The following is a 24151-nucleotide window of genomic DNA, read 5'->3' on the forward strand; positions in this document are numbered from 1 at the left end:
TGCGTGGGAATGCCTCAATGGACGCTCTGCGTCCGCTTTGGGACGCGGAGCGTCCGGGGCTGCATTCCCACGCAGAGCGTGGGAACGATCACGTACAAAGCATGACAGTGCGGCAATTGGTCATATTGTGTTTCAAGGATAAAGAAAGCTGAAAAGCAGCCGTTACAGTGCAAAGTCTCAGATATTTATCGAATAAGGACATCTCCATGTCGCTCAGACAACTTTCCATCCAATGGAAAATCACCCTGCTCGCCGGCCTGTGCCTGGCCGGTATCGTGACCCTGTTGGTGGGTCTTTCGCTGTATCGCATGGAGCACAGTTCTGAACTGGTGAAAGCTTCGAGCATGGAAATGCTCACTGAGTCGGCGCAGGCACGCATCGAATCGCAAGGTGAAGTGCAGGCCGCCGGCATTCGCCAGCAGTTCATGGACGCCTATCAATATGGCCACGGCTTCTCGCGGCAGGTGCTGTTCCTGCGCGAACAGGCCGAGAAGCGCTTCCTCGATGCCTTCGACCTGCGTGAGGACATGACCCGTCAGGTCAAATCGGCGCTGCAAGCCAACCCGGAATTACTCGGCCTGTCGCTGGTGTTCGAAGCCAACGCGCTGGACGGCAAGGACGAACTGTTTGCCGGTCAGGCTGAACTCGGCAGCAACGACAAGGGCCGTTTCGCCCTGTACTGGTCGCAACCGACCCCGGGTAAAGTCACCTCGATGGCCCTGCCGGAAAGCGACATGGCCGACACCAGCACCGGCCCCAGCGGTCAGGCGGCCAATGCCTGGTTCACCTGCCCGCGCGCCACGCTCAAGCCGTGTGTGATCGAACCGTACTTCTATGTGATCGACGGCCAGAACGTGCTGATGACCAGCATCGTCTTCCCGCTGATGGTCAACGGCAAAGTGATTGCTTCGCTGTCGGTCGACATCAACCTCAACAGCCTGCAAGCGATCAGCCAGGGCGCCAGCAAGAAGCTCTATGACGGCCAGACCGCCGTGAGCATCATCAGCCCCGCCGGCCTGCTCGCCGGTTACAGCCCGGATGCCGGCAAACTCAGCCAGCGTCTGGATGCCGTGGACAAGATCAGCGGCGCCGAATTGCTGAGCAAACTCGCTTCCAGCAACAGCGTCAGCAGCCTGCACAGCAACGGCCAGTTGAAAGTGTTGTCGCCGTTCCAGCCGATCCCCGGTGGTCCGTCGTGGGGTGTGTTGCTCGATGTGCCGGAGAAAGTGCTGGTCAGCCGCGCCGAAGCGCTCAAGCAACAACTGGATGCCAGCAATAACTCGGGCACTTTGATCGAACTGAGCCTTGGCGTGCTAGCGGCGTTGATCGGCCTGCTGCTGGTGTGGCTGATGGCGCGCAGCGTGACCAAACCGATCCTCGGCGTGGCGCACATGCTCGAAGACATCGCCAGCGGTGAAGGCGATCTGACCCGCCGTCTGGCCTACGACAAAAAGGACGAACTCGGTCAACTGGCCGGTTGGTTCAACAAGTTCCTCGACAAGTTGCAGCCGATCATCGCCGAGGTGAAACGCTCGGTGCAGGACGCGCGCAACACCGCCGACCAGTCTTCGGCCATCGCCACCCAGACCAGCGCCGGCATGGAACAGCAATACCGTCAGGTCGATCAGGTCGCCACCGCGTCCCACGAAATGAGCGCCACTGCGCAAGACGTCGCCCGTAGCGCCGCACAAGCTGCCGAGGCCGCCAAGGACGCCGATCGCGCGACCCGTCAGGGTCTGACCGTGATCGACCGCACCACCGCGAGCATCGACACTCTCGCCGCCGACATGAGCGCAGCCATGGTGCAAGTCGAAGGCCTGGCGGCCAACAGTGAGAAGATCGGCGCCGTGCTGGAAACCATCCGCGCCATCGCCGAACAGACCAACCTGCTGGCGCTCAACGCCGCGATTGAAGCGGCGCGTGCCGGTGAGGCTGGCCGTGGTTTTGCCGTGGTCGCCGACGAAGTCCGCAACCTCGCCCGCCGCACACAGGAATCGGTGGAAGAGACCCGTCAGGTCATCGAGCAACTGCAAACCGGCACGCAGGATGTGGTCGGTTCGATGGGCAACAGCCATCGTCAGGCTCAGGGCAGTGTCGAACAGGTTGGCCAGGCCGTGACGGCGCTGCGTCAGATTGGCGATGCGGTGACGGTGATCAGTGACATGAACCTGCAGATTGCCAGTGCCGCTGAAGAGCAGAGTGCGGTGGCCGAGGAGATCAATAACAACGTGGCGACGATTCGTGATGTAACCGAATCGTTGTCCGGGCAGGCGAATGAGTCGGCGCGGGTGAGTCAGTCGCTCAATAGCCTGGCGAATCAGCAGCAGAGTTTGATGGATCAGTTTCGGGTTTGATTCGAAGGGTGCGGGGTGTCAGCTGGATTCCCCCCTCACCCCAGCCCTCTCCCCCCAAGGGGGGCGAGGGGGAAAGGGAGCCGATCTCCATGTCATGCAAAACCTGAGTTCGACTCGGTATTTCAGATCACGAGGATGCTTTCAAAACCTGAGTTCGACTGGGTATTTCAGATCACGAGGATGCTTTCAAACCCTGAGCTCGACTCGGTATTTCACGTCGGTGTACCTCGAACAAACACCTCGGTCAGTCCCCTCTCCCTCCGGGAGAGGGCTAGGGTGAGGGGCTTTTAGAGGCTCACCGCCGAGGCAACTCAATCACCACCCTCAACCCGCCCCACTCACTCTCGCCCAACACCAGCAACCCGCCCCAGGTCTCGACAATATCGCGGACAATTCCCAGCCCCAAGCCATGCCCATGGGTCTGCTCATCCAGCCGCGTGCCCCGGCTGAACACCTCGGTGCGCTGTTCTTCGGGAATCCCCGGGCCGTCATCTTCCACGCTCAGGGCAAAGCCATCCGCGCGCTCGATCACGCTGAGGCGCACCTCGGCATCCGCCCACTTGCAGGCGTTGTCCAGCAGGTTACCGAGCAACTCGAGCAAATCCTCCCGATCCCACGGCAGTTGCAACCCCGCCGGCGCAACATAACTCAACGCCAAATGCTCGCCATGAATCATGTTCAACGTCGCCAGCAACCCTGGCAGTTCTGCATCACAATCGAACAACGCACCGGGCAGCGCATCACCAGACAATCGTGCCCGATTGAGCTCGCGATTGAGCCGCTGCTGCACCTGCTCCAACTGTTCCTTGAGCACCTTGCGCAACTCGGGATGCGCATCGAGTTTTTCGCTGGAAGCCAGGCTCAACAGCACCGCCAATGGCGTTTTCAACGCGTGCCCAAGATTGCCCAAGGCATTTCGCGAACGCTTGAGGCTGTCTTCGGTGTGCGCAAGCAAATGGTTGATCTGCGCCACCAGCGGCTCCAGCTCCACCGGCACCTGATCATCGAGTTGCGAACGCTGGCCCTGCTGCAATTGCGCAATCTGCTCGCGGGCTTTTTCCAGCGGTTTCAACGCGCGGCGTACGGTCAAGCGCTGCAAGAACAAAATCAAAAGCAACGCCGCCAGACCGAGGCCGAGGCCGATCTGACGCATGCGCTGAAAGCTCTCACGCACCGGCGTGTAGTCCTGCGCGACGCTGATCGAGATCGACTGGCCCAGGCGTCGATAGTCCGAACGCAGCACCAGCAGTTGCTGACCGTCCGGGCCTAGTTGCAGATTGCTGTGCAGCCCGGGATGGTCGAGCAGCGGCAGATCCTGATCCCACAACGAACGCGAGCGCCAATGGCTGTCGGCAAAGTCGATTCGGAAGTAATGCCCGGAGAACGGTCGCTGATAGGCCGGCGACAAATGCCGCTCATCCAGCTGCAGCCCCTGCGGCCCGCGCACCAATGCCACCAGCAAACTTTCGCTGTCATTGCGCAGACCGGCTTCGAGGTAGCGCTGCAAACCCACTTCGAACAACCACAGACTGGTTTGCGCCACCACCACGCCAACGATCACCATCACACTGATCAAACCCAGGCTCAAGCGGCGCTGGATCGACCTCACGAAGCTTGTCCGCCGAACAGGTAACCCTGGCCGCGACGGGTTTCGATCACGCTTTTGCCGAGTTTGCGCCGCAGGTGATTGACGTGCACTTCGAGGACGTTGGAGTCACGCTCGGTTTCACCGTCGTAGAGGTGTTCGGCGAGGTGGCTTTTGGAGAGGATCTGTTCCGGGTGCAACATGAAATAGCGCAACAGGCGGAATTCGGCGGCGGTCAGTTGAATGTCGGCACCGTCGCGCACCACGCACTGGCGGCCCTCGTCCAGATGCAGACCGGCCGCCTGCAAGGTCGGCTGATTGGCCTGGCCTTTGGAGCGGCGCAACAACGACTGAATGCGCAGTTGCAGCTCTTCGGGGTGGAACGGCTTGGTCAGGTAATCGTCGGCGCCAGCCTTCAAGCCCTCGATGCGTTCAGCCCAGGAATCGCGCGCGGTGAGGATCAACACCGGAATTGCCAGACCACCGGCGCGCCATTGCGCCAGCACCTCCAGCCCCGGCACGCCGGGCAGGCCGAGGTCGAGAATGATCAGGTCATACGGCTCGCTGCTGCCCTGATACAGCGCATCACGACCGTCCGCCAGCCAATCCACCGCGTAGCCTTGGCGTTGCAGGCCGGCGAGCAATTCGTCGGCCAGCGGTACGTGGTCTTCCACCAATAGCAAACGCATCGATCAATCTTCCTTGTCTTTCACAAGTTCGCCGGTATCGGCCTTCAGGTGCAGCTCACGGGCGACGCCTTCGATGGTGAGCAACTCGACTTCATAAATGTAGACGTCGTGTTTTTCTTCCAGCTCGACTTCCAGCAGTTTTGCGCCGGGATAGCGGTCCATCGCCTGCTGCAGTACTTGCTCCAGCGGCAGGATCACGCCCTGCTTGCGCAAATTGAGCGCTTCGTCCGGGCCGAGGTCGCGAGCCATCGCCGTCGAGCAACACATCACCAGCACCAACGCCGTACGGCGGGTGGTGCGAACATTAACCTTCATTACGTATCCTGATGATCCTTGAGAACCTGCCCAGTCACCGCGTCTAATTCCAGATCCCACTCCAGCCCCTGCGGATCACGCATTTCGATCTGGTAGATGTACTTGCCGTACTGCTCTTCCAGCTCGGTGTCGGTGATCGTCGAACCCGGATGTTTGGCCAACGCGGTGGCGTTGAGCTTCTCGAAGGAGACGATAGTACCAGCGTCGCGCAGGCGCAGGGCTTCGTCAGGGCCGAGATCGCGGGCGTGAACAGTGCTGGCAGTGAGACCGATGATCGAGGCAATGGACAGGGCAGTCAGGGTTTTCATGGTGTCTCCGTATTTTTATGTGTTGCTTAACGGTGGGCACCTTAGCGGGATGAACTTAACTGAAACTGAATTGCCATCATTGCTCCAGCTCAACACATGCCCCCGTGTAGGAGCTGCCGCAGGCTGCGATCTTTTGATCTTGTCTTTTAAAAACAAAATCAAAAGATCGCAGCCTGCGGCAGCTCCTACAGGATTTTGCAACATGTGCTTATAATTGTTCGCTTGCTAACGATCGAGACCGGTATGACCGCCATCCACATCAAATTCCCCGCCCTCACCCTCAAGGCCGGCCCGCGCGCCATGGCGCGGATTCGTGCGCAAGGCCTGAGCGCCGCCGATATCGGCACCCTGCCCGGTGCCGCCGGTGGGCCGAAGGCGTTGGGGATTCAGGGGCTGGATCTGGCGTTGTTCGGCGAATGGCTGCCGAGCGCACCACGTGAGCGTTCGCTGATCGGCGCCTCGGTCGGTTCCTGGCGCTTCGCCAGTGCCTGCCTGCCGGACGCCGCCGAAGGCATTCGCCGCCTCGGCCATCTGTACGCCGAGCAGAACTTCAACAAAGGCGTGACCATGGCCGAGATCAGTCAGAGCTCGCAGCGCATGCTCAACGACCTGCTCGACGGCCGCGACGCGAGCATCCTCGACAACGCCCATTACCGCTTGAACATCATGGTGGTGAAAAGTCAGGGGCGTCTGGCTGATGACCATCGCGGGCGCCTCGGTCTGGCGCTGGGCTCGGTGATCGCCGACAACTTGCGCGGCCGCGCGCGGCTGTCGCGGCACTTCGAACGGCTGATCATCCACGACCCGCGCCTCGCCCCACCGGTGAATGCGCTGAACGACTTCCCGTCGCGATTCGTCGCGCTGAATGCCGGTAATCTGCGCCAAGCGCTGCTGGCTTCGGGTTCGATCCCGATGGTCATGGAAGGCGTGCGCGATCTGCCGGGTGCCGGCGTCGGCACGTTCCGCGATGGCGGCCTGCTCGACTATCACCTCGATCTGCCCTACAGCGGCGACGGCATCGTGCTCTATCCGCACTTCACCGACCGGGTGATTCCCGGCTGGTTCGACAAGACCCTGCCGTGGCGCAAGGCCTCGGTGGAGCGCTTGCAGGACGTGCTGCTGCTCGCGCCGTCGAAGGAATATCTGGCGCGCCTGCCCTACGGCAAACTGCCCGACCGCAACGACTTCAAACGCTTCATGGGTGATGCACCCAGCCGGCAGAAATACTGGCACGCGGCGATGGACGAGAGCCGCCGTCTCGGCGATGAGTTCCTTGAACTGACTGCCAATGGTCGCCTCGCCGAGCGCTTGCTGACCCTTTAGTCAGCACGGCCAAAGACAAGCTGGTAAACTCGCCGCCTGCCCGAATCGCTGCGGCGAACGCCATCTGAACAGAGCTGAAAATACCGTGGAAATCTTCAAAGAATTTACCTTCGAATCCGCCCACCGCCTGCCGCACGTCCCGGACGGCCACAAGTGCGGGCGTCTGCACGGTCACTCGTTCAAAGTGGCGCTTCACCTCAGCGGCGACCTCGATCCGCACACCGGCTGGATCCGCGATTTCTCCGAGATCAAAGCGATCTTCAAGCCGCTGTACGAGCGCCTCGATCACAACTACCTGAACGACATTCCCGGTCTGGAAAACCCGACCAGCGAAGTGCTGGCCAAATTCATCTGGAATGAAATGAAGCCATTGCTGCCGGAATTGAGCGCGATCCGTATTCACGAGACCTGCACCAGCGGTTGTATCTATCGCGGTGAATAACCTCTGACACCCCAACTATCCCTGTGCGAGCCTGCTCCGGGCGACGTTCCGACGAAAGCGGTGTGTCAGCTGACATTGATATCGACTGATACGCCCTCTTCGCGAGCAAGCTCGCTCCCACAGGGATAAGCGGCGTGTCAGTGAATGAATAAACAGCCTTCACGGCTGTTTTTTTACGCCTATGCTTTTTGGCTCCCACCCGCCAAGAGGACAGGCCCATGACAGACTGGCTGCTGGATCAGGTCTTTGACTTCAACGGCCGACAAATACGTTACGCCGTACACGGCGAGGGCCCGCCGCTGGTGTTCGTGCATGGCACGCCGTTTTCGTCGTACGTGTGGCACCGGATTGCACCGCACTTTTTCGCCACGCATCGCGTGCATTACTTCGACCTGCTCGGCTACGGGCGCTCCGAACAACCCGACGCCGATGTCTCCCTCGGTGTGCAAAACCACCTGCTGGCGCAACTGCTCGACCACTGGAATCTGCAACGCCCGGATGTCGTGGCTCACGACTTCGGCGGCGCCACGGTGCTGCGCGCACATCTGCTCAACGCCAAGGATTACCGCAGCCTGACCCTGATTGATCCGGTCGCACTGACGCCTTGGGGTTCGCCGTTCGTGCAGCATGTGCGTCAGCATGAAGCAGCCTTCAGCGGACTGCCCGATTACATCCAGCGCGCCATCGTGCCGACCTACATTCGCGGGGCGATTCACCGCGATATTCCTGACGACGAACTCGCTCCCTATGTGCAGCCATGGTTGGGCGATCCGGGGCAAGCGGCGTTCTACCGACAGATTGCGCAAATGGATGAGCGCTACACGCTGGAAGCGCAACCGCTGTACCCGACGATCCGCTGTCCGGTACAGATTCTTTGGGGTGAAGACGATCAGTGGATTCCCATCGAGCGTGGCCGGGCGTTACATCAGATGATCCCGGGATCACAATTCCAGCCGATTGCCAACGCCGGCCACCTCGTCCAGGAAGACGCCCCCGAAGCCATCGCCGCCGCCCTGCTGCGCTTTCTCTGACAGGCCCCAAATGCCCCTGACACCGATCGTTCCCACGCTCTGCGTGGGAATGCCTCAACGGACGCTCCGCGTTCGGCTTTGGAGTGGGACGCGGAGCGTCCCGGGCTGCATTCCTTTGCTGCGCGTGGGAACGATCAAAAACAAGATCAAAAGATCGCAGCCTTCGGCAGCTCCTACATTGGGGCTCCGGTGTATTCAGGTGCACCGCTTTCGCGCCAATCCGCGCGACTCGTCTATACATAACCCGCGCCATCCGGCATTTGGCACGACCACTGCAACCCTCCCCCGCGTCTCCTCTCCTCCAGCAAGGACCGCCCCATGACGCAGAACGCTCCCGGCAACGATTACCCCCTCAGCGAAGTCCCCATGCACGCGCGCAAAGGCCTGGCCTCGACGGCGATGGTGTTACTGGGCTTCACGTTTTTCACCGCGACCATGTTTGCCGGCGGCAAGCTCGGCGTGGCGTTCAGTTTCGGCGAGATGATGGCGGTGATCATCGTCGGCAATCTGCTGCTCGGCCTGTATGCGGCGGGTCTGGGTTATATCGCCTTCAAAAGCGGCCTCAACTCAGTACTGATGGGGCGTTTCTGCTTCGGTGAAGTCGGCAGCAAGCTCAGCGACCTGATCCTCGGTTTCACCCAGATCGGCTGGTACGCCTGGGGCACCGCGACCGCCGCAGTGGTGCTCGGCAAATATTTCGATCTCGCTGAAGGCACGGTGCTCGGCCTGATGGTGCTGTTCGGCCTGGTGTTCTGCGCCACCGCGTATGTCGGTTATCGCGGACTGGAGATTCTCTCGTACATCGCCGTGCCAGCAATGATGTTGTTGCTGATGCTGTCGATGTGGGTGGCGACGGTGAAAGTCGGCGGTTTCGAAGGCTTGCTCAGCGTGGTGCCGACGGGTTCGCTGGACTGGTCGACGGCGATCACTTTGGTATTCGGCACCTTCGTCAGCGGCGCGACGCAGGCGACCAACTGGACGCGCTTCTCGCGCTCGGCGCGTGTTGCCGTGTTGGCCAGCCTGATCGGCTTCTTCATCGGCAACGGCCTGATGGTATTGATCGGCGCGTACGGCGCCATCGTCTATCAACAACCGGATGTGGTGGAAGTGCTGCTGTTGCAAGGTTTCGCCATGGCCGCAATGGCCATGCTGTTGCTGAATATCTGGAGCACCCAGGACAACACCATCTACAACTTCGCCGTCGCCGGTTGCAACCTGCTGCGCACCGGCCGGCGCAAAACCGTGACGCTGGCCGGTGCGGTGATCGGTACCCTCCTCGCCCTGCTGGGCATGTACGACATGCTGGTGCCTTATCTGATCCTGCTTGGCACGGTGATTCCGCCGATTGGCGGGGTGATCATGGCGGACTTCTTCTTCCGTTGGCGCGGGCGCTATCCGCGCCTGGCCGACGCGCGGTTGCCGGCGTTCAACTGGCCGGGCCTCGGGGCTTACGCAGTCGGCACCGTCGCCGCGTTCAGCTCGCCGTGGGTCGCGCCGCTGGTAGGCATCGCTGCTGCCGCGCTAACGTATGTCATCGTCACCGGCGTGCTCGGCGCTCGCAGCGCGACCGCGCCACTACAAGACCTATAAAAAAGGATTCGCCTGATGCACATCATCAACGCCCGTTTGCGCAACCAGGAAGGTTTGCACGAATTGCACCTTGAAGACGGTCTGATCCGCAGCATTGCCCGGCAGACCGAAGCGCCGACCCTAGGCCCGGATGACCTTGACGCCGGCGGCAATCTGGTGGTGCCGCCCTTCGTCGAGCCGCACATTCACCTCGACGCCACGCTGACCGCTGGCGAGCCGCGCTGGAACATGAGCGGCACGCTGTTCGAAGGCATCGAATGCTGGGGCGAGCGCAAGGTCACCATCACCGAAGAAGACACCAAGACCCGCGCCAAAAAAACCATTCAAGCGCTGGCCGCTCACGGCATTCAGCATGTGCGCACCCACGTCGACGTTACCGACCCGCAACTCACCGCGCTCAAAGCCATGCTCGAAGTGCGCGAAGAAAGCCGCCACCTCATCGATCTGCAAATCGTCGCGTTTCCGCAGGAAGGCATCGAGTCGTTCCGCAACGGTCGCGAATTGATGGAAGAAGCGATCCGCATGGGCGCGGACGTGGTTGGCGGCATTCCGCATTTCGAGTACACCCGCGATCAGGGCGTCAGCTCAGTGAAGTTCCTGATGGACCTGGCCGAGCGCACCGGTTGCCTGGTCGACGTGCATTGTGACGAAACCGACGACCCGCATTCACGCTTCCTCGAAGTGCTCGCCGAAGAAGCGCGCAGTCGCGACATGGGCGCCCTCGTCACCGCCAGCCACACCACGGCGATGGGTTCTTACGACAATGCCTACTGCGCGAAACTGTTCCGTTTGCTGGGCCATTCCGGGATCAGTTTTGTCTCCTGCCCGACCGAGAGCATTCACCTGCAAGGACGCTTCGACAACTTCCCCAAACGCCGGGGCGTCACTCGCGTCAATGAACTGCTAGAAGCTGGGATGAACGTGTGTTTCGGTCAGGACTCGATCGTCGATCCGTGGTATCCGCTGGGCAACGGCAATATCCTGCGGGTGCTCGAAGCGGGGCTGCACATCTGCCACATGCTCGGTTATCGCAACCTGCAAAGTGCGCTGGACCTGGTCACCGACAACAGCGCCAAAGCCATGCATCTGGGTGAGCGCTATGGCCTGGAACAGGGGCGTCCGGCGAATCTGCTGATTCTGTCGGCGGACAGTGATTACGAGGTCATTCGCAGCCAAGGCTTGCCGTTGTATTCGATTCGCAGCGGCAAGGTGTTGATGAAACGGCAAATGCCGGTGGTGGAATTTGCCCCGCAACTGATCTGAACGAACCTACAAAATAAGCCCGAAAACCACCTCTTTTCGGGCTTGACTGATGGCACATCGCCAAGAAACATTCTGAATCACTTCCTTTTTACCCTTATAGACCGGGGGCCTCCTCCCATGTGCGCAACTTTTTGCGCAACTTTTTCCCTTTAACATCCAGCTCCTGTCTGCGTTCTCCAGACCGATGCAAAACGCCCGTGGATGACCGGCGTAAATCTCAAGGAGCCTGAGATGTTCAACCCCGCAAACGAAACCCACTTCAGCCTCAAAGTGGAAGACTACGTCGGCGACCTGCAAGTGCTGTCGTTCACCGGCACCGAAGGCATCAGCCAGCCGTTTCGTTTCGACCTCGAACTGGTCAGCGAAAACCCTGATCTGGACCTCGAACAACTGCTGCACAAGCAGGCGTTTCTGGCGTTCGATCCGCAAGGCTCCGGCATCCACGGGCAGATCTACCGCGTCGCCCAAGGCGATGCCGGCAAGCGCCTGACCCGCTACAAAGTGTCGATGGTGCCGCAACTGCAATACCTGCATCACCGCACCAATCAACGCATCTACCAGCAGATGTCGGCGCCAAAAATCATCGCGCTGATCCTCGAAGAACACGGCATCAAGGGCAACGCCTACAGCTTCCAGCTGAGTCAGCCATGCCCGGATCGCGACTACTGCGTGCAATACGACGAAACCGACCTGCACTTCGTCCAGCGCCTGTGCGAAGAGGAAGGCATTCACTACCATTTCCAGCACAGCGACAAAGGCCACCTGCTGGTGTTCGGCGACGACCAGACCGTGTTCCCCGACCTCGGCCAGCCAACCGCGTACGTGCAAGGCAGCGGCATGGTCGCCGAAGAACCGGTGATCAAAGGCTTCAAACTGCGCCTGGAAACCCGCACCAGCCGCACCACACGCCGCGACTACGACTTCGAAAAGCCGCGCCTGCAAATGGAAGCGGCTTACAAACCCGAAGGCGAGAGCACTGAGCCAGATCTGGAAGACTACGACTACCCCGGCCGCTTCATCGACCGCGCCCGTGGCAAGTTCCTCAGCCAACGCGCCCTCGAACGCCACCGCGCCGACTACCGCCAGGCCGAAGGTCGCGGCGACCAGACCAAACTGGTCAGCGGCCACTTCATGGCCATGTCCGACCACCCGCGCAGCGAGTGGAACGACCTGTGGCTGCTCACCGAAATCTTCCACGAAGGCAAACAACCGCAAGTCCTCGAAGAAGGCGTGACCAGCGACACCACCGACAACAAAGACGACTTCCACCAAGGCTACCGCAACACCTTCCTCGCCACCCCGTGGGACGTGTTCTACCGCCCGGCCCTCGAACACCCGAAACCGCGCGTCCTCGGCAGCCAGACCGCCATGGTCACCGGCCCCAAAGGCGAAGAAATCCACTGCGACCAGTACGGCCGCATCAAAGTCCAGTTCCACTGGGACCGCGAAGGCCTCGCCGACGACAAAACCAGCTGCTGGCTGCGCGTCTCCAGCTCCTGGGCCGGCGACCGCTACGGCGCGATCAGCATCCCGCGCATCGGCATGGAAGTCCTCGTCACCTTCCTCGAAGGCGACCCCGACCAACCGCTGGTGACCGGCTGCCTGTACCACAAGGAAAACCCGGTGCCGTACGCACTGCCGGCGAACAAGACCCGCAGCGTGTTCAAAACGCTCAGTTCACCGGGTGGCGGTGGGTACAACGAACTGCGCATCGAAGACAAGAAAGGTGCGGAGCAGATCTACATTCATGCCCAGCGTGATTGGGATGAAAACGTAGAGCATGACCAGAAGATTCGGGTCGGGAATGAACGCCACGACACGGTGGTGAAGAACACTTACACCGAGCTCAAGGCCGAGGAACACCGCACCACGATTGCCGATCGCAAGGTTGAGGTCAAAGCCAACGATCACCTGACCGTCGGCCAGAACCAGCACGTCAAACTCGGCACCGCCCAACTGACCAGCGCCGGCCAGGAAATACACCTCAGGGCCGGCGAAAAAATGGTCATCGAGGCCGGTACGGAACTGACGATCAAGGCCGGCGGCAGCTTCATCAAACTCGATGGCGGCGGCATCACCGTGATCGGGCCAGTGGTGAAAATCAATGCCGGGGGCGCGGCGGGAAGTGGTTCGGGGATTGCGATACTGCTGCCAAAACTGCCGGTACCTCCGCCGTCAGCCAAGCCCGGCAACCTGCTCGGCAGCGCCCAACCCGGCGTGCTCGCCCCCCCGCCGGAACCCAGGGAGTATTTCTTCGACATCAAGTTGACCGATGTTCCGGGTGACGACGGTTTCCCGTTGGCGCACACAGCCTGGTCTATCGTGCAGGACGGCGAAGATGCCCTGCTGCTCGAAGGTCGGACTGACGATGACGGACGGGTCAATATCGATGATGCGCAGCGCTTGAAATTGTCCAAAGCCTACGCAACCAAGGGAGCCTTGTGGCTGTGTTATCCCGGGCAACGGGTGCCGGTGGCGCTGCACGACGAACCATCGGATGCCGACAAGGAACGCTTTGCCCTCGCCGCCCTCGACTTCCACGACAGCGCCAAAAAAGGCCGGATCAGCACCGCGAACAGTGAACGCAGCAAACAGGATCTGCTCGCCGACGGCGATCTGTACAGCCAGTTGCAAACCAGGGACGAATGAGCATGACGGACTCCGCAACGCCTTATAACGGCATTCGCCACAAAGAAATCAGCCAGATCAACACGGCCGCCGGCAAAGCCCTGCCCGCCGTCAATGCGCCAGACTTTTTCATTCAGGACACGTCCGCCTTCGCGCCCAAACGCAGTGGCAACAAGGTGCGTTTTTTCACCACTGGCGAGGACTACTACAAGGATCTGGCCAAGGAAATTGCCAAGGCTGAAACCTCGATTTTCATTACCGGTTGGCAGGTAAACTATGACGTGACCCTGGACGGCAAGCAGACCTTGTGGGAGTGCTTGTACAACGCCCTCAAAGCGCACTCGTCACTGAAAGTGTTTGTCATGCCATGGCTGAGTCCGGCGGCAAGCGTCGGCACCCATGACTTCGAAACCATGCTCGCGGTTTTCCAGCTCAACGCCGGGCTGAAGGTGCCGCGCGCCTTCTGTACACCGGCCATCCAGCAAAGCGACATGAAGGGCCTGGGCTCGACGTTTTCCCACCACCAGAAGTGCGTAGTGATCGACAACAAGATCGGTTATGTCGGCGGTATCGACCTGGCGTATGGGCGTCGCGACGACAACAACTTCAGCCTGGATGCCAGCGACCGCCAGGGCAATGACGCGTACAACCCGGGGATTCCGCATCTGGGCTGGATGGACATGAACAAGCACGTCAGTCGAGCCGGCCTGCTGTTGGGCACACTGTTCGACCTGTCCAAGCCGCTGGCCGAAACGACCATTGGCACAGAAAGCACCCACGTCACACTAGCGTTGCCGCGTCGCGATACCCTGATCAACGTCGGCGCGGCGATTCAGAACTTCTTCGCCAGCCCGCCCCTGCCCGTTCTGGATCGGATGATGAAGGCTGGCGCCAGCCTGAAGGAGTACGCGTCCTCCATCGATCCTTTGGCCAGACCCAAGGAATATCTGACCGACGCGGCCATCCGCAATATCACCGCGCTGATTAAGCACAACTGGACGCGCCTGCCGCTTGCCGAACCGCTCAAAGGTCGGGTTCAAGTGTGGATTCGTGAAGTGGAAACCAGCGCCGGCAACTTGCAAGCCGCGCTGCGCCTGAAGAGTTACGAGCTGATCAACAACTGGACGAATTCGACCGATCTCGGCCGCCTTGTCGCGATGTTCTGCGACAAGGGTTACGACGCCATGCCGGCGGAGAAAATGGGTTGGCTGAACAACATCGGCCAATTGACCACTTCGTTGCTCGGGCACTTTTACGCGTTGCTGCAAGACCGTCTGGCAAATCACCGGGAGCCCTTTGTCTATCTCAAACACGAACCGCAACCGCTGGCGTCTGCAGATTACAGCCGGCTGGACAAGGATCAGCCGCGCATGCCGTGGCAGGACGTTCACAGTCGCATCGAAGGGCCGTCGGTGTACGACCTGTCGCGCAATTTCATCGACCGCTGGAACGGACAACAGGCCTACATAGCCGAAATCAAAAGCCTGGAAAAAACCACCGTCATCGTCGCCCTGATGGAGTGGGTCAACACCCTGGTCCGGGACGCCGGCCTGCCCCACCACCTGGACGTCAACAATCAGATCAACCTGAGGCTGCCAATGCCCAAACCGGTCTGGATCGATCAGGCTCCGACCCTGCCGACACCACCACAAACTGCGCAAGGCGGGGTCAGCGTGCAGGTGTTGCGCAGCGCTTCAGCCACCATGACCACTCAGGAAGCCAAGGGTCGAAACCTGGCCAAGGTGAACCTGCCGCTGCCCGAAGGTTTCAACGTTGGCGGCGTTCAGGACAACTGCCTGCGCGCCATGCTGCAGACCATTTCCAGCGCCCAGCACTTCATCTACATCGAGAACCAGTTCTTCCAGACCGATTTCGGTGATGAGGGCGAACTGGCGGAAGGCCGGCCACTGTCCGGCCCGATGGCCAGCCTGCGCGACCCGTCCACTTTGAACGAGAATTTCGTCGCCCGGATCAAATTGCGTGAAGCGCTGGAAGACGAGGACTTCACCCAAATCGACTGGAAAGAAGTCAATGCCATTAGCAAGGAGCCCGGCGAAGAGGCCCGCACCTTTCTCAAAAGTTTCCTGACGATCTGGCAGACCAACGCACAGGGCTGGCTGACGCAGAAACTGGGGAAAGAACAGAAGCTCACCAACAGCATCGGCAAGGCGCTGGCCGACCGCATAGGCCGGGCGATTGCAGAAAACCGTCCGTTTCACGTGTACCTGATTTTGCCGGTGCACCCGGAAGGCGCGCTGAATGTGCTGAACCTCATGCACCAGGTTCACCTGACCATGCAGAGTCTGGTGTTTGGCGAGCAGAGTCTGGTCAAACGCATTCAACGGCACATGGCGATGAAGGACATGATGGATCGGGGTGCGAGCAAGGAAGAGGCCGGGAAAATTATTGAGCGGTTGGACACCAACAAAAAGCCCGTCTACGCACAACAGGACTGGTCAAAATATTTGACTCTGCTCAACCTGCGCACTTGGGATACGCTTGGCAATCGCGTGGTCACTGAACAGATCTACGTACATAGCAAATTGTTGATCGCGGATGATCGAGTGGCGATTCTCGGCAGCGCCAATATCAACGACCGCAGTCAATGCGGGACACGTGACTCAGAGCTGGCTGTCATTGTGCGCGATAGCGAATCGACTGACGCGAAGCTGGACGGCAAGCACAACCAGAAGGTAGGGAAGACGATCAATAAGTTGCGCAAGGATTTGTGGAAGAAACATTTCGGGATGAGTCAGGCGAAACAAAATGGCCCTGTGGCTCACTTTACTGTTTCGGATGAAACTCTTGATCAGCCTGCTGCTGAAAAGACCTGGAAAGCCATTCAGACTCAAGCCGCTAGCAACTCCAAGGCATATGAATACTCCTTTAACTTCATTCCGCGAAACTTCAATGAATCACAAGTAATCGAATCCTCAACTGCTCAGCAGTATCAAGATGGATTTCCATCACCAATTTGGCCAACTTGGACTTATCGTTCAACGTTGCATCTGAATCTAGGCGGCCAAATATCGGAACCATTGCCGCATGAGCAAGGCTTCTGGGAGAGCAAGACTCTAGCTGGCGTGAAAAAGTATCCGGCTCCCATTGGGGTTAGAGGTTTTATTACCGCTTTACCCATCTATTGGACAAAGGCTGAGAACAATGAATCAGGGTTGAACCTGACAATCATTGCTCACAATCAGGACAAAAAAAACGACGTACACATCGCGAGTTTAAGCGAAGCGTCACATAGAAATGAGCACAGTTCATGACACGAATTATCATTACCTTCGCTGGCCTGCTGCTGGGAGTTCAATCAGTCTTTGCTGAGCCTGTCTTGCATGAATGCCTGGGGCGCACCAGATTCCAATCCCCAGAAGCATTCGAATGGGCAACATTTGCGATTGAACGCAGCAACATGAAAGGAGCAGGAGGTCATGTATTTTCTAAAAATGTTCATGCAGTGGGCGACTATGTCAGTTACGACTACGACGAAATGACCATCAGAGTCAGTGACGTTACGACAAGGGAGAGCTTTGACAGAGAACGCAACGCCATCGTTTACGAAACCGAGCTTTATAAAAAAAGGCTGCAGGACGATCTCAAGACCAACGAGTACCTGCTGGCATCTATCAAGGAAATGAACTACTCCGACGACATCGTCAAAACCCAGGTGAACCGAATCAGTCAGCTGGAAGAGCGGATTCAAAAAACAAAAAAATACGAACACGATCTAGGCATCCCCGACTCCCATGTCCTGGGCAGTAAAGAAACGCCCTACGAATTCCTGCTCTGGCGCAACAACCGGGTGTTCTACTTCAACATGAACAAACCCGCCGAAAACTCCGCGCAACGTATCAAGGATCTCGCCGCCCGCTTCGAAGCCCGCGACCTCTATCAAGTACCCGAAGGACCCGGGGTCTGTATGCCTTACGGCTTTATCCATGACGATGGCAAAACCGGTTTCAGCGTCAAGAACAGCTTGCGGTTTACCAGTACACCAAACGTGATCATGAGTTTGATCAATGCCTCACAAAACGATCCGACCAAACCGACCCGTGGAACCTACGACACCGACTACCGCCCCGGCTATGACGCCGAAATCTGGAAGAAGTCGAAAATCATGGAGAAGTTTTACATCGGCGAGCGCATGACCACCCTCGAAGGCTGGCGCCTGGACCCGCGACCTGAATCCAAAGAGCAAGATCGTGCCTGGTTCGCCATCGCCCATGTCGGCGGTCTCGCCAGCCCACTGATCGCGGCGCAGATGTTCACCTTTCAGCAAGGCACTGATGGCCTGAAGGATCTGGTGCCGCCGCCCGAAGCAGTCGTACCGCGTTTTTTGAAGTTGACGCAAAGCATCCGCGAACAGTGAGAGTCAGGTCGTGAACGAAACGTCCCGTCGAAATGAGCGCATTTCATGACCCGAATTGTCGGCACCTTAGCCAGCCTGCTGTTTGGCGCCCAGTCAGTCTTTGCCGAACCGATCCTTCAAGAATGCCTGGGACGCACCAGATTCGAGTCGCCAGAATCATTCGAATGGGCAACCTTCGCGGTTGAACGCAGTAAGATTGCATCGGCGGGAGGCCATGTTTTTTCGAAGAACGTTCACGCTGTGGGGGACTACGTCAGCTACAACTATGACGAAATGACGATCAGAGTCAGCGATGTCACTACACTCGAAAACTTTGATCGACAACGGAACGCAATCATTCACGAAACCGAAGCCTATAAAAAAATCCTTCAGGACGATCTCAAAACCAACGAGCGTCTGCTGGAAACGATCAAGAGAATGAAATACAGCGCCGACATCGTCAAAAACCAGGAATCCGAAATCAGCAAACTGGAAGACCAGATACGACAGACCAAAACCTATGAACACGACCTGGGCATCCCCGACTCCCATGTCCTGGGCAGTAAAGAAACGCCCTACGAATTCCTGCTCTGGCGCAACAACCGGGTGTTCTACTTCAACATGAACAAACCCGCCGAAAACTCCGCGCAACGTATCAAGGATCTCGCCGCCCGCTTCGAAGCCCGCGACCTCTATCAAGTACCCGAAGGACCCGGCGTCTGTATGCCTTACGGCTTTATCCATGACGATGGCAAAACCGGTTTCAGCGTCAAGAACAGCTTGCGGTTTACCAGTACACCCAACGTGATCATGAGCCTGATCAACACCTCACAAAACGATCCGACCAAACCGACCCGTGGAACCTACGACACCGACTATCGCCCCGGCTACGACGCGCAGAACTGGAAGAAGTCGAAAATCATGGAGAAGTTTTACATCGGCGAGCGCATGACCACCCTCGAAGGCTGGCGCCTGGACCCGCGACCTGAATCCAAAGAGCAAGATCGCGCCTGGTTTGCCATCGCCCATGTCGGCGGTCTGGCGAGTCCTTTGATCGCGGCGCAGATGTTCACGTTCCAGAAAGGTACCGACGGCCTGAAAGACTTCACACCTGCGCCCGAAGCGGTGATTCCCAAATTTCTGAAGCTGACGCAGAGCATCAGCTCGCAATAGTTCTTCCTGTAAACAGCGAATCTGCACCGATCCGCCACCAGGGACCGGCGCTTCAGTCACCGCATGGCTGTTGTTCTCCGTGCTTCAGTGCGCCATCCGTCGCGCGGTGCCAAACAGTCTGACGCCGCGCAATTGACCATGTTCTGCGTCAAGCAGGATCGGCGCCGTGCCGCCGGGCATCACCACCTGCACTTCACCGGCCGCCACCCACCCCACACGCCAGGCCGCGCAGGCCACGGCACTGGCGCTGGTGCCGGAAGACGCCGTCGGCCCCTCGCCGCGTTCGAACACACGGGCGAGGATTTTCTGTGGTGATTCCAGCACCGCCCATTGCAGATTGACGCCTGCCGGGCATGGATCACCGGCGCCGGCGGGGATCGCGTAGGCGATTTCGGTCAACCCTTCGTTCAGCGGTGACTCACGCATCTTTTGATTGCTCGGCAATGCCGCCCTGTCATCCAGCAGCGTCACGCAATGCGGATTGCCGATACGCACAAACTGGCTGTGTGACCATGCCGGATCGAGTGTCGCCAGTGGTTTTACTTCACTCACGTCATGTCCGTTGAAGTCGACGCTTTCCATGTTGTGCGCAGCCACTGCGCCAGGCCCGAAATCGGGTTGCCCCAAATCAAGCCAGAAACCCTGAACGCCTTCGACTTCAGCCGGTTTCACCGAAGTCTCTACCGCGTCACTCTTGTCGTGATGCACGCGCAACAACGCACCCTCCTCCGGCATCAATCCTTGCTCGGTCAGTGCCTGCGAGAAAATCGTCAGGCCATTGCCACTGCGCTCGGCGAGGGTGCCGTCGGTGTTGATGATCAGTACGTCGAACGGCGGCGACGCCTGGAACGGACCGATCAGCAGACCGTCGCTGCGGTGGGATTTGCTGTTAACCGGGCGCTGGCCTTCGGGCCAGTCGCAGCAAAGTTTGATTGCTGCTTCGCTCCACGACTGACGCGAAGAGGCGCATTCGGTGGCGCTGGCAGGCAAGGCAAGGCCCGCGTCGCGCAGTGCCTGCGGCGCAATCACCCCGTAAATATTGCCCCGTGCATCGTAAAACTGCGTCATCAGTGTTTGTCCCCTGTTGCCGAAGAAGGCCACTGTAAAACGCAACCCCTTGTGGGAGCGAGCCTGCTCGCGAATGCAGTGTGTCAGTCAATATATTTTTCAGCTGACACTGCGCCTTCGCGAGCAGGCTCGCTCCCACAGGGAGATGTGCATGACCGCTTATTGGTGAGCCTCCGTTCCCACAGGGTAGGATGTTGCCTGTACTTCCCCGAATGGCCGGCGATCGAACCTCGTTGCCGTATCACTGTCCTTCGGGGACGCGATGTTTTTTGCCAAGGATCGATATGACCAGCCTCAACCCCCAAGACACCTTCGTCCCCGGACGCCTGCAACAGATGTCCACGCGCATCGCCTTTTTCATCGCCGGGCTCGGCATTGCCGCGTGGGCGCCCTTGGTGCCGTACGCCAAGGCCCGCGCCGGACTGGATGAAGGCACGTTGGGCTTGCTGTTGTTGTGCTTGGGGGTCGGTTCAATTCTGGCGATGCCGCTGGCGGGGATTCTCGCCACACGCTTTGGCTGTCGGCGGGTGGCCACCGGCGGAACGATGTTGATCTGCGCAGCGTTGCCGTTACTGGCCACGGTGTCGTCGATACCGGCGCTGATCGCCACACTGTTCATGTTCGGCGCCGGCCTCGGCACGGTGGATTCGACGGTGAACCTGCAAGCGGTGATCGTCGAACGCGCCAGCGGCAAGAACATGATGTCGGGCTTTCACGGCTTGTTCAGTCTCGGCGGGATTGTCGGCGCGGCGGGTGTCAGCGCCCTGCTCGGGCTGGGTCTGACACCACTGGCCGCCATGCTGGTGGTGGTCGTCGTGCTGATCGCGGCGTTGTTCAAGTGCGTGCCGCACATGTTGCCCTATGGCAGTGAAAGCTCGGGCCCGGCATTCGCCATTCCGCACGGCATCGTGCTGTTTATCGGCGGGATGTGCTTCATCGTGTTCCTGACCGAAGGCGCGGCACTGGACTGGAGCGCAGTGTTTCTGGCACAGGAACGCGGGATCGACACGGCGTATGCAGGGTTAGGTTATGCGGCGTTTGCATTGACCATGACGGCCGGGCGTTTGATGGGTGACCGGATTGTGCGGATTGTCGGTGCCACGCGGATCATTCTGTTTGGCGGTCTGCTGGCAGCGGCCGGTTTGTTTCTAGCGACGTTTGCGCCGAGCTGGGAAGCAGCGCTGGTGGGTTACGCGCTGGTCGGCGCTGGCTGTTCGAACATCGTGCCGGTGCTGTACACGGCGGTCGGCAAGCAGACGGTGATGCCGGAAAGCATTGCGGTGCCGGCCATTACCACGCTGGGTTATGCCGGGATTCTGGCTGGGCCGGCGGTGATCGGCTTTGTGGCGCATGCCAGCAGTTTGAGTTTTGCCTTTGGCTTGATGGCGGTTCTGCTGGTCGCCGTCGCCATCGGCGGTAAAGTCCTTAAAGTCTAAAAGCTTCGCGAGCAGGCTCGCTCCCACAGGATTTCAGTGCTCCATGTGGGAGCGAGCCTGCTCGCGAAGAAGCTAACGCGGTCTATCAGAAACCAACGCTGGCCTGCACAAAGAACGTACGCGGCGCGCCCACATACATCCCCGAGTTGTTGTCGCTGGAGCGGGTGAAGTACTGCTTGTCGAAGACGTTCTTCACCCCGGCGCCCAGCTTCAGGTTCGACACCTGCGGCCCGAAGTCATAGCCGCCACGCACGTTCCAGGTCACGTAACCCGGGATGTCGCCGTACTGCCCGTCCGCCGTGCCGTCAGTGATGTAGTTGCCGTTGAAACTGCCGTCGGCATTCACACCGGTGCCCGGCGAGTGCTGTTTCGACTGGGCGAAACCGTCGAGGTTGTAGGTCCAGCGATTGATGTCGTAACGCAAACCAACGGTTGCCACCTGCCGCGAATAGAACGGCAGATCACGGCCCTTGAAGCCCGGAATCTCACCTTCATAAGTGGCGCGGGTGTAGGTGAAGCCAGCGTTGGCGGTCAGACCATCAAGGCGTGGATCCAGCGCTGCCATGTCGTAATGCACCGACGCTTCAAGGCCCTGGTGCTTGGTCGCGCCGAGGTTGGTCCAGCCCACGTCGTTGCTGATGTATTGCAGCTCATCGTCGAAGTCGATGTAGAACAGCGTCACTTCACCGCCCCACACATCGTCGTTGTAGCGCGTGCCGATCTCGTAGGTCTTGGCCTTTTCCGGTTCCAGACCATTGGCGGTCTGATCCCCCGAACCACCCTGGCCGAGCTGGAAATACTGCAGGCTGCCGAACGAGGTTTCGTAGTTGGCGAAGAGTTTCCATGCGTCCGACAGGTGATACATCACGCTCAGCGCCGGCAACGGTTCGTTGCTTTCGATGCTGCGGTTTTTCGCCTGTACCGGTTTGCCGGCCGTATCGAGCACCGCGCGGTCATGCCAGTCGGTGCTGATGTGTTCGAAGCGAATGCCCGGGGTGATGGTCCAGTTGCCAACGTCGATCTTGTTGTCGATGTAGACCGAGTTGGCCTCGGTGCCACCGGTGCGGTCCTGGAACACATGGCCGTCGGAGGTCGGCGTGAGCACCGGCTGGTTGTTGACCAGCGCCACACGGCTCGACGATTCGTGCATCGCCTCTTTCAGATAGCGATAACCGACGCTGACTTCCTGGGTGGTCGGGCCGACATCGAAAACCCGCGACACCCGTGGCTCGATGCCCAGCGTGTAATACGAACGCGGGTACGAGCTGAGGGTTTTCTGGTCGCGAGCGGCGATGGTGCTGCCACGGAAACTGTCGGTGTAATACGTCAGAATTTCCGCTTGGGTGCGCTCGTCGATCTGGCGGATCCACTTGAACGACACGTCTTTGCGCCGACCGGTGAACTGGTCGTAGTCCCGCACCGAGTCGTACGGTTTGGCGTCGTACTGCTTCTGCGTCAGACCGCCGGGCATGTCGGCCGTGGCGTCGTAGTAGTGGAAGTTGAGGCTGAAATCGTCCTGATCGGTCGGCGCCCAGTGGGTCTTGAGCAACACGTCATCGATATCGTTGCCGTTGTTGCGCTCGCGGTAACCGTTGCCATTGACGCCCGAATACAGCAACGCCACGCCCATGCCATTGTCGGCAGTGCCGCCGAGGAACGCGGTGTCGATGTGTTTCCAGCCACCGTACTGAGTGGTTTCCAGGGTGGTGCCGATTTCACCGGTAGCTTTTTCCGGGATCGCGCGGGTGACGAAATTGATCACGCCGCCGACGTTCTGCGGCCCGTAACGCACCGAACCGGCGCCACGCACGACGTCGATGCTGTCGAGGTTGCCCGAGGAGATCGGCGCCATCGACAGTTGCGGCTGGCCGTACGGGGCGAACGCCGCCGGTACACCGTCGATCAACACGGTGGAGCGCGGCGACAGACGCGAAGTCAGACCGCGCACACCGACGTTGAGGGAAATGTCACTGCCGCCGGTGCCGTTGGCGTCCTGCACCTGCACGCCCGGCACACGCTTGAGCACGTCGCTGACGTTCATCGCGCCCTGTTCGACCATCGCTTCGCGGCGAATCACCGTGCGCGCGCCGGGGTGATTCTGCACCACGGCGGCGTTGGCATCACCGAGCCAGTCGCCGACCACTTTAATGTCGGTCACGCCCAACTCGAGCGGGCCGTTGACGGCAGCAGAAGTGACCGCTGGCGACAGCGTCACCGAGCCTTCGTTGATCTGATAGTCCAGACCGCTGCCCTGCAGCAATTGACGCAGCGCGTGCTCCGGAGAAATATCGCCGTCGACTGCCGGCGCCTGTTTGCCGGCGACCAGGTCCGGGCTGAAAAACACTTGCAGCGACGTCTGCTGGCCCAGCTCGCTCAGGGCCTGACCCAGTGGCTGTGCGCGGATGTGGATCGCTTCGCCAGCGAACGCCAGCGGCACGGCAGCATTGACCGCCAGCGCGAGGGCCAGCGGCAGCCAAGGGGATTTTTTGTTGTTGGCAGGGGTGTTTTTCACGTCGTACGTAGTCCTGTGGATCGCAAGAGTGTGCGGCTGTTAATGCAAACCAGTTGCAGTTGAACAGGAAGACGAAGAAC

17 protein-coding genes and 1 pseudogene are annotated in these 24151 nt (G+C 59.6%); 12 read left to right on the plus strand and 6 right to left on the minus strand.

Annotated elements, in window-relative coordinates; genetic code table 11:
* Positions 1-1391: 1391 nt before the first annotated feature.
* A pseudogene (locus RMV17_RS30160) lies at positions 1392-1448 on the plus strand (hypothetical protein); the annotation flags it as partial.
* A gap of 201 nt (positions 1449-1649) precedes the next feature.
* A complete protein-coding gene (locus tag RMV17_RS30165) occupies positions 1650-2354 on the plus strand; it encodes a methyl-accepting chemotaxis protein (RefSeq protein WP_409373136.1) in 705 nt (234 codons plus the stop codon).
* Positions 2355-2649: 295 nt separating this feature from the next.
* Here the strand turns inward: RMV17_RS30165 and RMV17_RS19485 are convergent, their stop codons facing one another.
* Genes RMV17_RS19485 through RMV17_RS19500 form a run of 4 tightly spaced genes read right to left on the minus strand, consistent with a single transcriptional unit; the run spans position 2650 to position 5251 of the window.
* The gene (locus tag RMV17_RS19485) at positions 2650-3963 is read right to left on the minus strand and encodes a sensor histidine kinase (protein ID WP_311881803.1); all 1314 of its coding nucleotides are present in this window, start codon (positions 3961-3963) and stop codon (positions 2650-2652) included.
* Positions 3960-4628, minus strand: coding sequence for a response regulator transcription factor (locus tag RMV17_RS19490; protein WP_007915592.1), 669 nt, complete (start codon positions 4626-4628; stop codon positions 3960-3962). The genes RMV17_RS19485 and RMV17_RS19490 overlap by 4 nt, the downstream gene beginning before the upstream one ends.
* Before the next feature lie 3 nt (positions 4629-4631).
* On the minus strand, positions 4632-4943 hold the full coding sequence (locus RMV17_RS19495) for a PepSY domain-containing protein (RefSeq protein WP_034156358.1): 312 nt from the start codon (positions 4941-4943) through the stop codon (positions 4632-4634).
* Positions 4943-5251 carry a PepSY domain-containing protein gene (locus RMV17_RS19500; protein WP_137218751.1) on the minus strand — a complete coding sequence of 103 codons (309 nt, stop codon included), beginning with the start codon at positions 5249-5251 and terminating at the stop codon, positions 4943-4945. The genes RMV17_RS19495 and RMV17_RS19500 overlap by 1 nt, the downstream gene beginning before the upstream one ends.
* Positions 5252-5494: 243 nt before the next feature.
* Here RMV17_RS19500 and RMV17_RS19505 point away from each other — a divergent pair, with 243 nt between their 5' ends.
* The 9 genes from RMV17_RS19505 to RMV17_RS19545 all read left to right on the plus strand — a co-directional run bounded on the left by RMV17_RS19505 (position 5495) and on the right by RMV17_RS19545 (position 19055).
* The gene (locus tag RMV17_RS19505) at positions 5495-6574 is read left to right on the plus strand and encodes a patatin-like phospholipase family protein (protein ID WP_311881814.1); all 1080 of its coding nucleotides are present in this window, start codon (positions 5495-5497) and stop codon (positions 6572-6574) included.
* A gap of 85 nt (positions 6575-6659) precedes the next feature.
* On the plus strand, positions 6660-7016 hold the full coding sequence (gene queD / locus RMV17_RS19510) for a 6-carboxytetrahydropterin synthase QueD (protein WP_007915588.1): 357 nt from the start codon (positions 6660-6662) through the stop codon (positions 7014-7016).
* A gap of 218 nt (positions 7017-7234) precedes the next feature.
* Positions 7235-8047, plus strand: coding sequence for an alpha/beta hydrolase (locus RMV17_RS19515; RefSeq protein ID WP_311881816.1), 813 nt, complete (start codon positions 7235-7237; stop codon positions 8045-8047).
* A gap of 318 nt (positions 8048-8365) precedes the next feature.
* On the plus strand, positions 8366-9637 hold the full coding sequence (gene codB / locus RMV17_RS19520; RefSeq protein ID WP_311881818.1) for a cytosine permease: 1272 nt from the start codon (positions 8366-8368) through the stop codon (positions 9635-9637).
* 15 nt (positions 9638-9652) lie between these two features.
* Positions 9653-10900 (plus strand): cytosine deaminase, encoded by a 1248-nt coding sequence (gene codA / locus RMV17_RS19525; protein WP_311881820.1) that lies wholly within the window; start codon positions 9653-9655, stop codon positions 10898-10900.
* A 231-nt stretch (positions 10901-11131) separates the two neighbouring features.
* On the plus strand, positions 11132-13549 hold the full coding sequence (tssI, locus tag RMV17_RS19530; RefSeq protein WP_311881822.1) for a type VI secretion system tip protein TssI/VgrG: 2418 nt from the start codon (positions 11132-11134) through the stop codon (positions 13547-13549).
* A gap of 260 nt (positions 13550-13809) precedes the next feature.
* Positions 13810-16800, plus strand: coding sequence for a phospholipase D-like domain-containing protein (locus RMV17_RS19535; protein ID WP_409373093.1), 2991 nt, complete (start codon positions 13810-13812; stop codon positions 16798-16800).
* Complete coding sequence (locus RMV17_RS19540; protein ID WP_311881826.1) at positions 16797-17903, plus strand: hypothetical protein; 1107 nt, start codon at positions 16797-16799, stop codon at positions 17901-17903. The genes RMV17_RS19535 and RMV17_RS19540 overlap by 4 nt, the downstream gene beginning before the upstream one ends.
* A 45-nt stretch (positions 17904-17948) precedes the next feature.
* A complete protein-coding gene (locus RMV17_RS19545) occupies positions 17949-19055 on the plus strand; it encodes a T6SS immunity protein Tli4 family protein (protein WP_311881827.1) in 1107 nt (368 codons plus the stop codon).
* A gap of 84 nt (positions 19056-19139) precedes the next feature.
* Here RMV17_RS19545 and RMV17_RS19550 read toward each other — a convergent pair whose 3' ends face one another.
* The gene (locus RMV17_RS19550; protein ID WP_311881829.1) at positions 19140-20123 is read right to left on the minus strand and encodes a diaminopimelate epimerase; all 984 of its coding nucleotides are present in this window, start codon (positions 20121-20123) and stop codon (positions 19140-19142) included.
* A 284-nt stretch (positions 20124-20407) separates the two neighbouring features.
* Here RMV17_RS19550 and RMV17_RS19555 point away from each other — a divergent pair, with 284 nt between their 5' ends.
* Positions 20408-21559, plus strand: a complete 1152-nt coding sequence (locus RMV17_RS19555) for an MFS transporter (RefSeq protein WP_108225707.1) — start codon at positions 20408-20410, stop codon at positions 21557-21559.
* A gap of 85 nt (positions 21560-21644) precedes the next feature.
* On the opposite strand, the gene RMV17_RS19560 is transcribed toward RMV17_RS19555, so the two are convergent.
* Positions 21645-24071: a TonB-dependent siderophore receptor gene (locus RMV17_RS19560; RefSeq protein ID WP_311881834.1), complete on the minus strand. Its 2427-nt coding sequence runs from the start codon at positions 24069-24071 to the stop codon at positions 21645-21647.
* Positions 24072-24151: the final 80 nt, after the last annotated feature.

Origin of the sequence: Pseudomonas sp. VD-NE ins (genome assembly GCF_031882575.1) — a bacterium.
GTDB classification, from domain to species: Bacteria; Pseudomonadota; Gammaproteobacteria; order Pseudomonadales; family Pseudomonadaceae; genus Aquipseudomonas; species Aquipseudomonas fluorescens_BZ.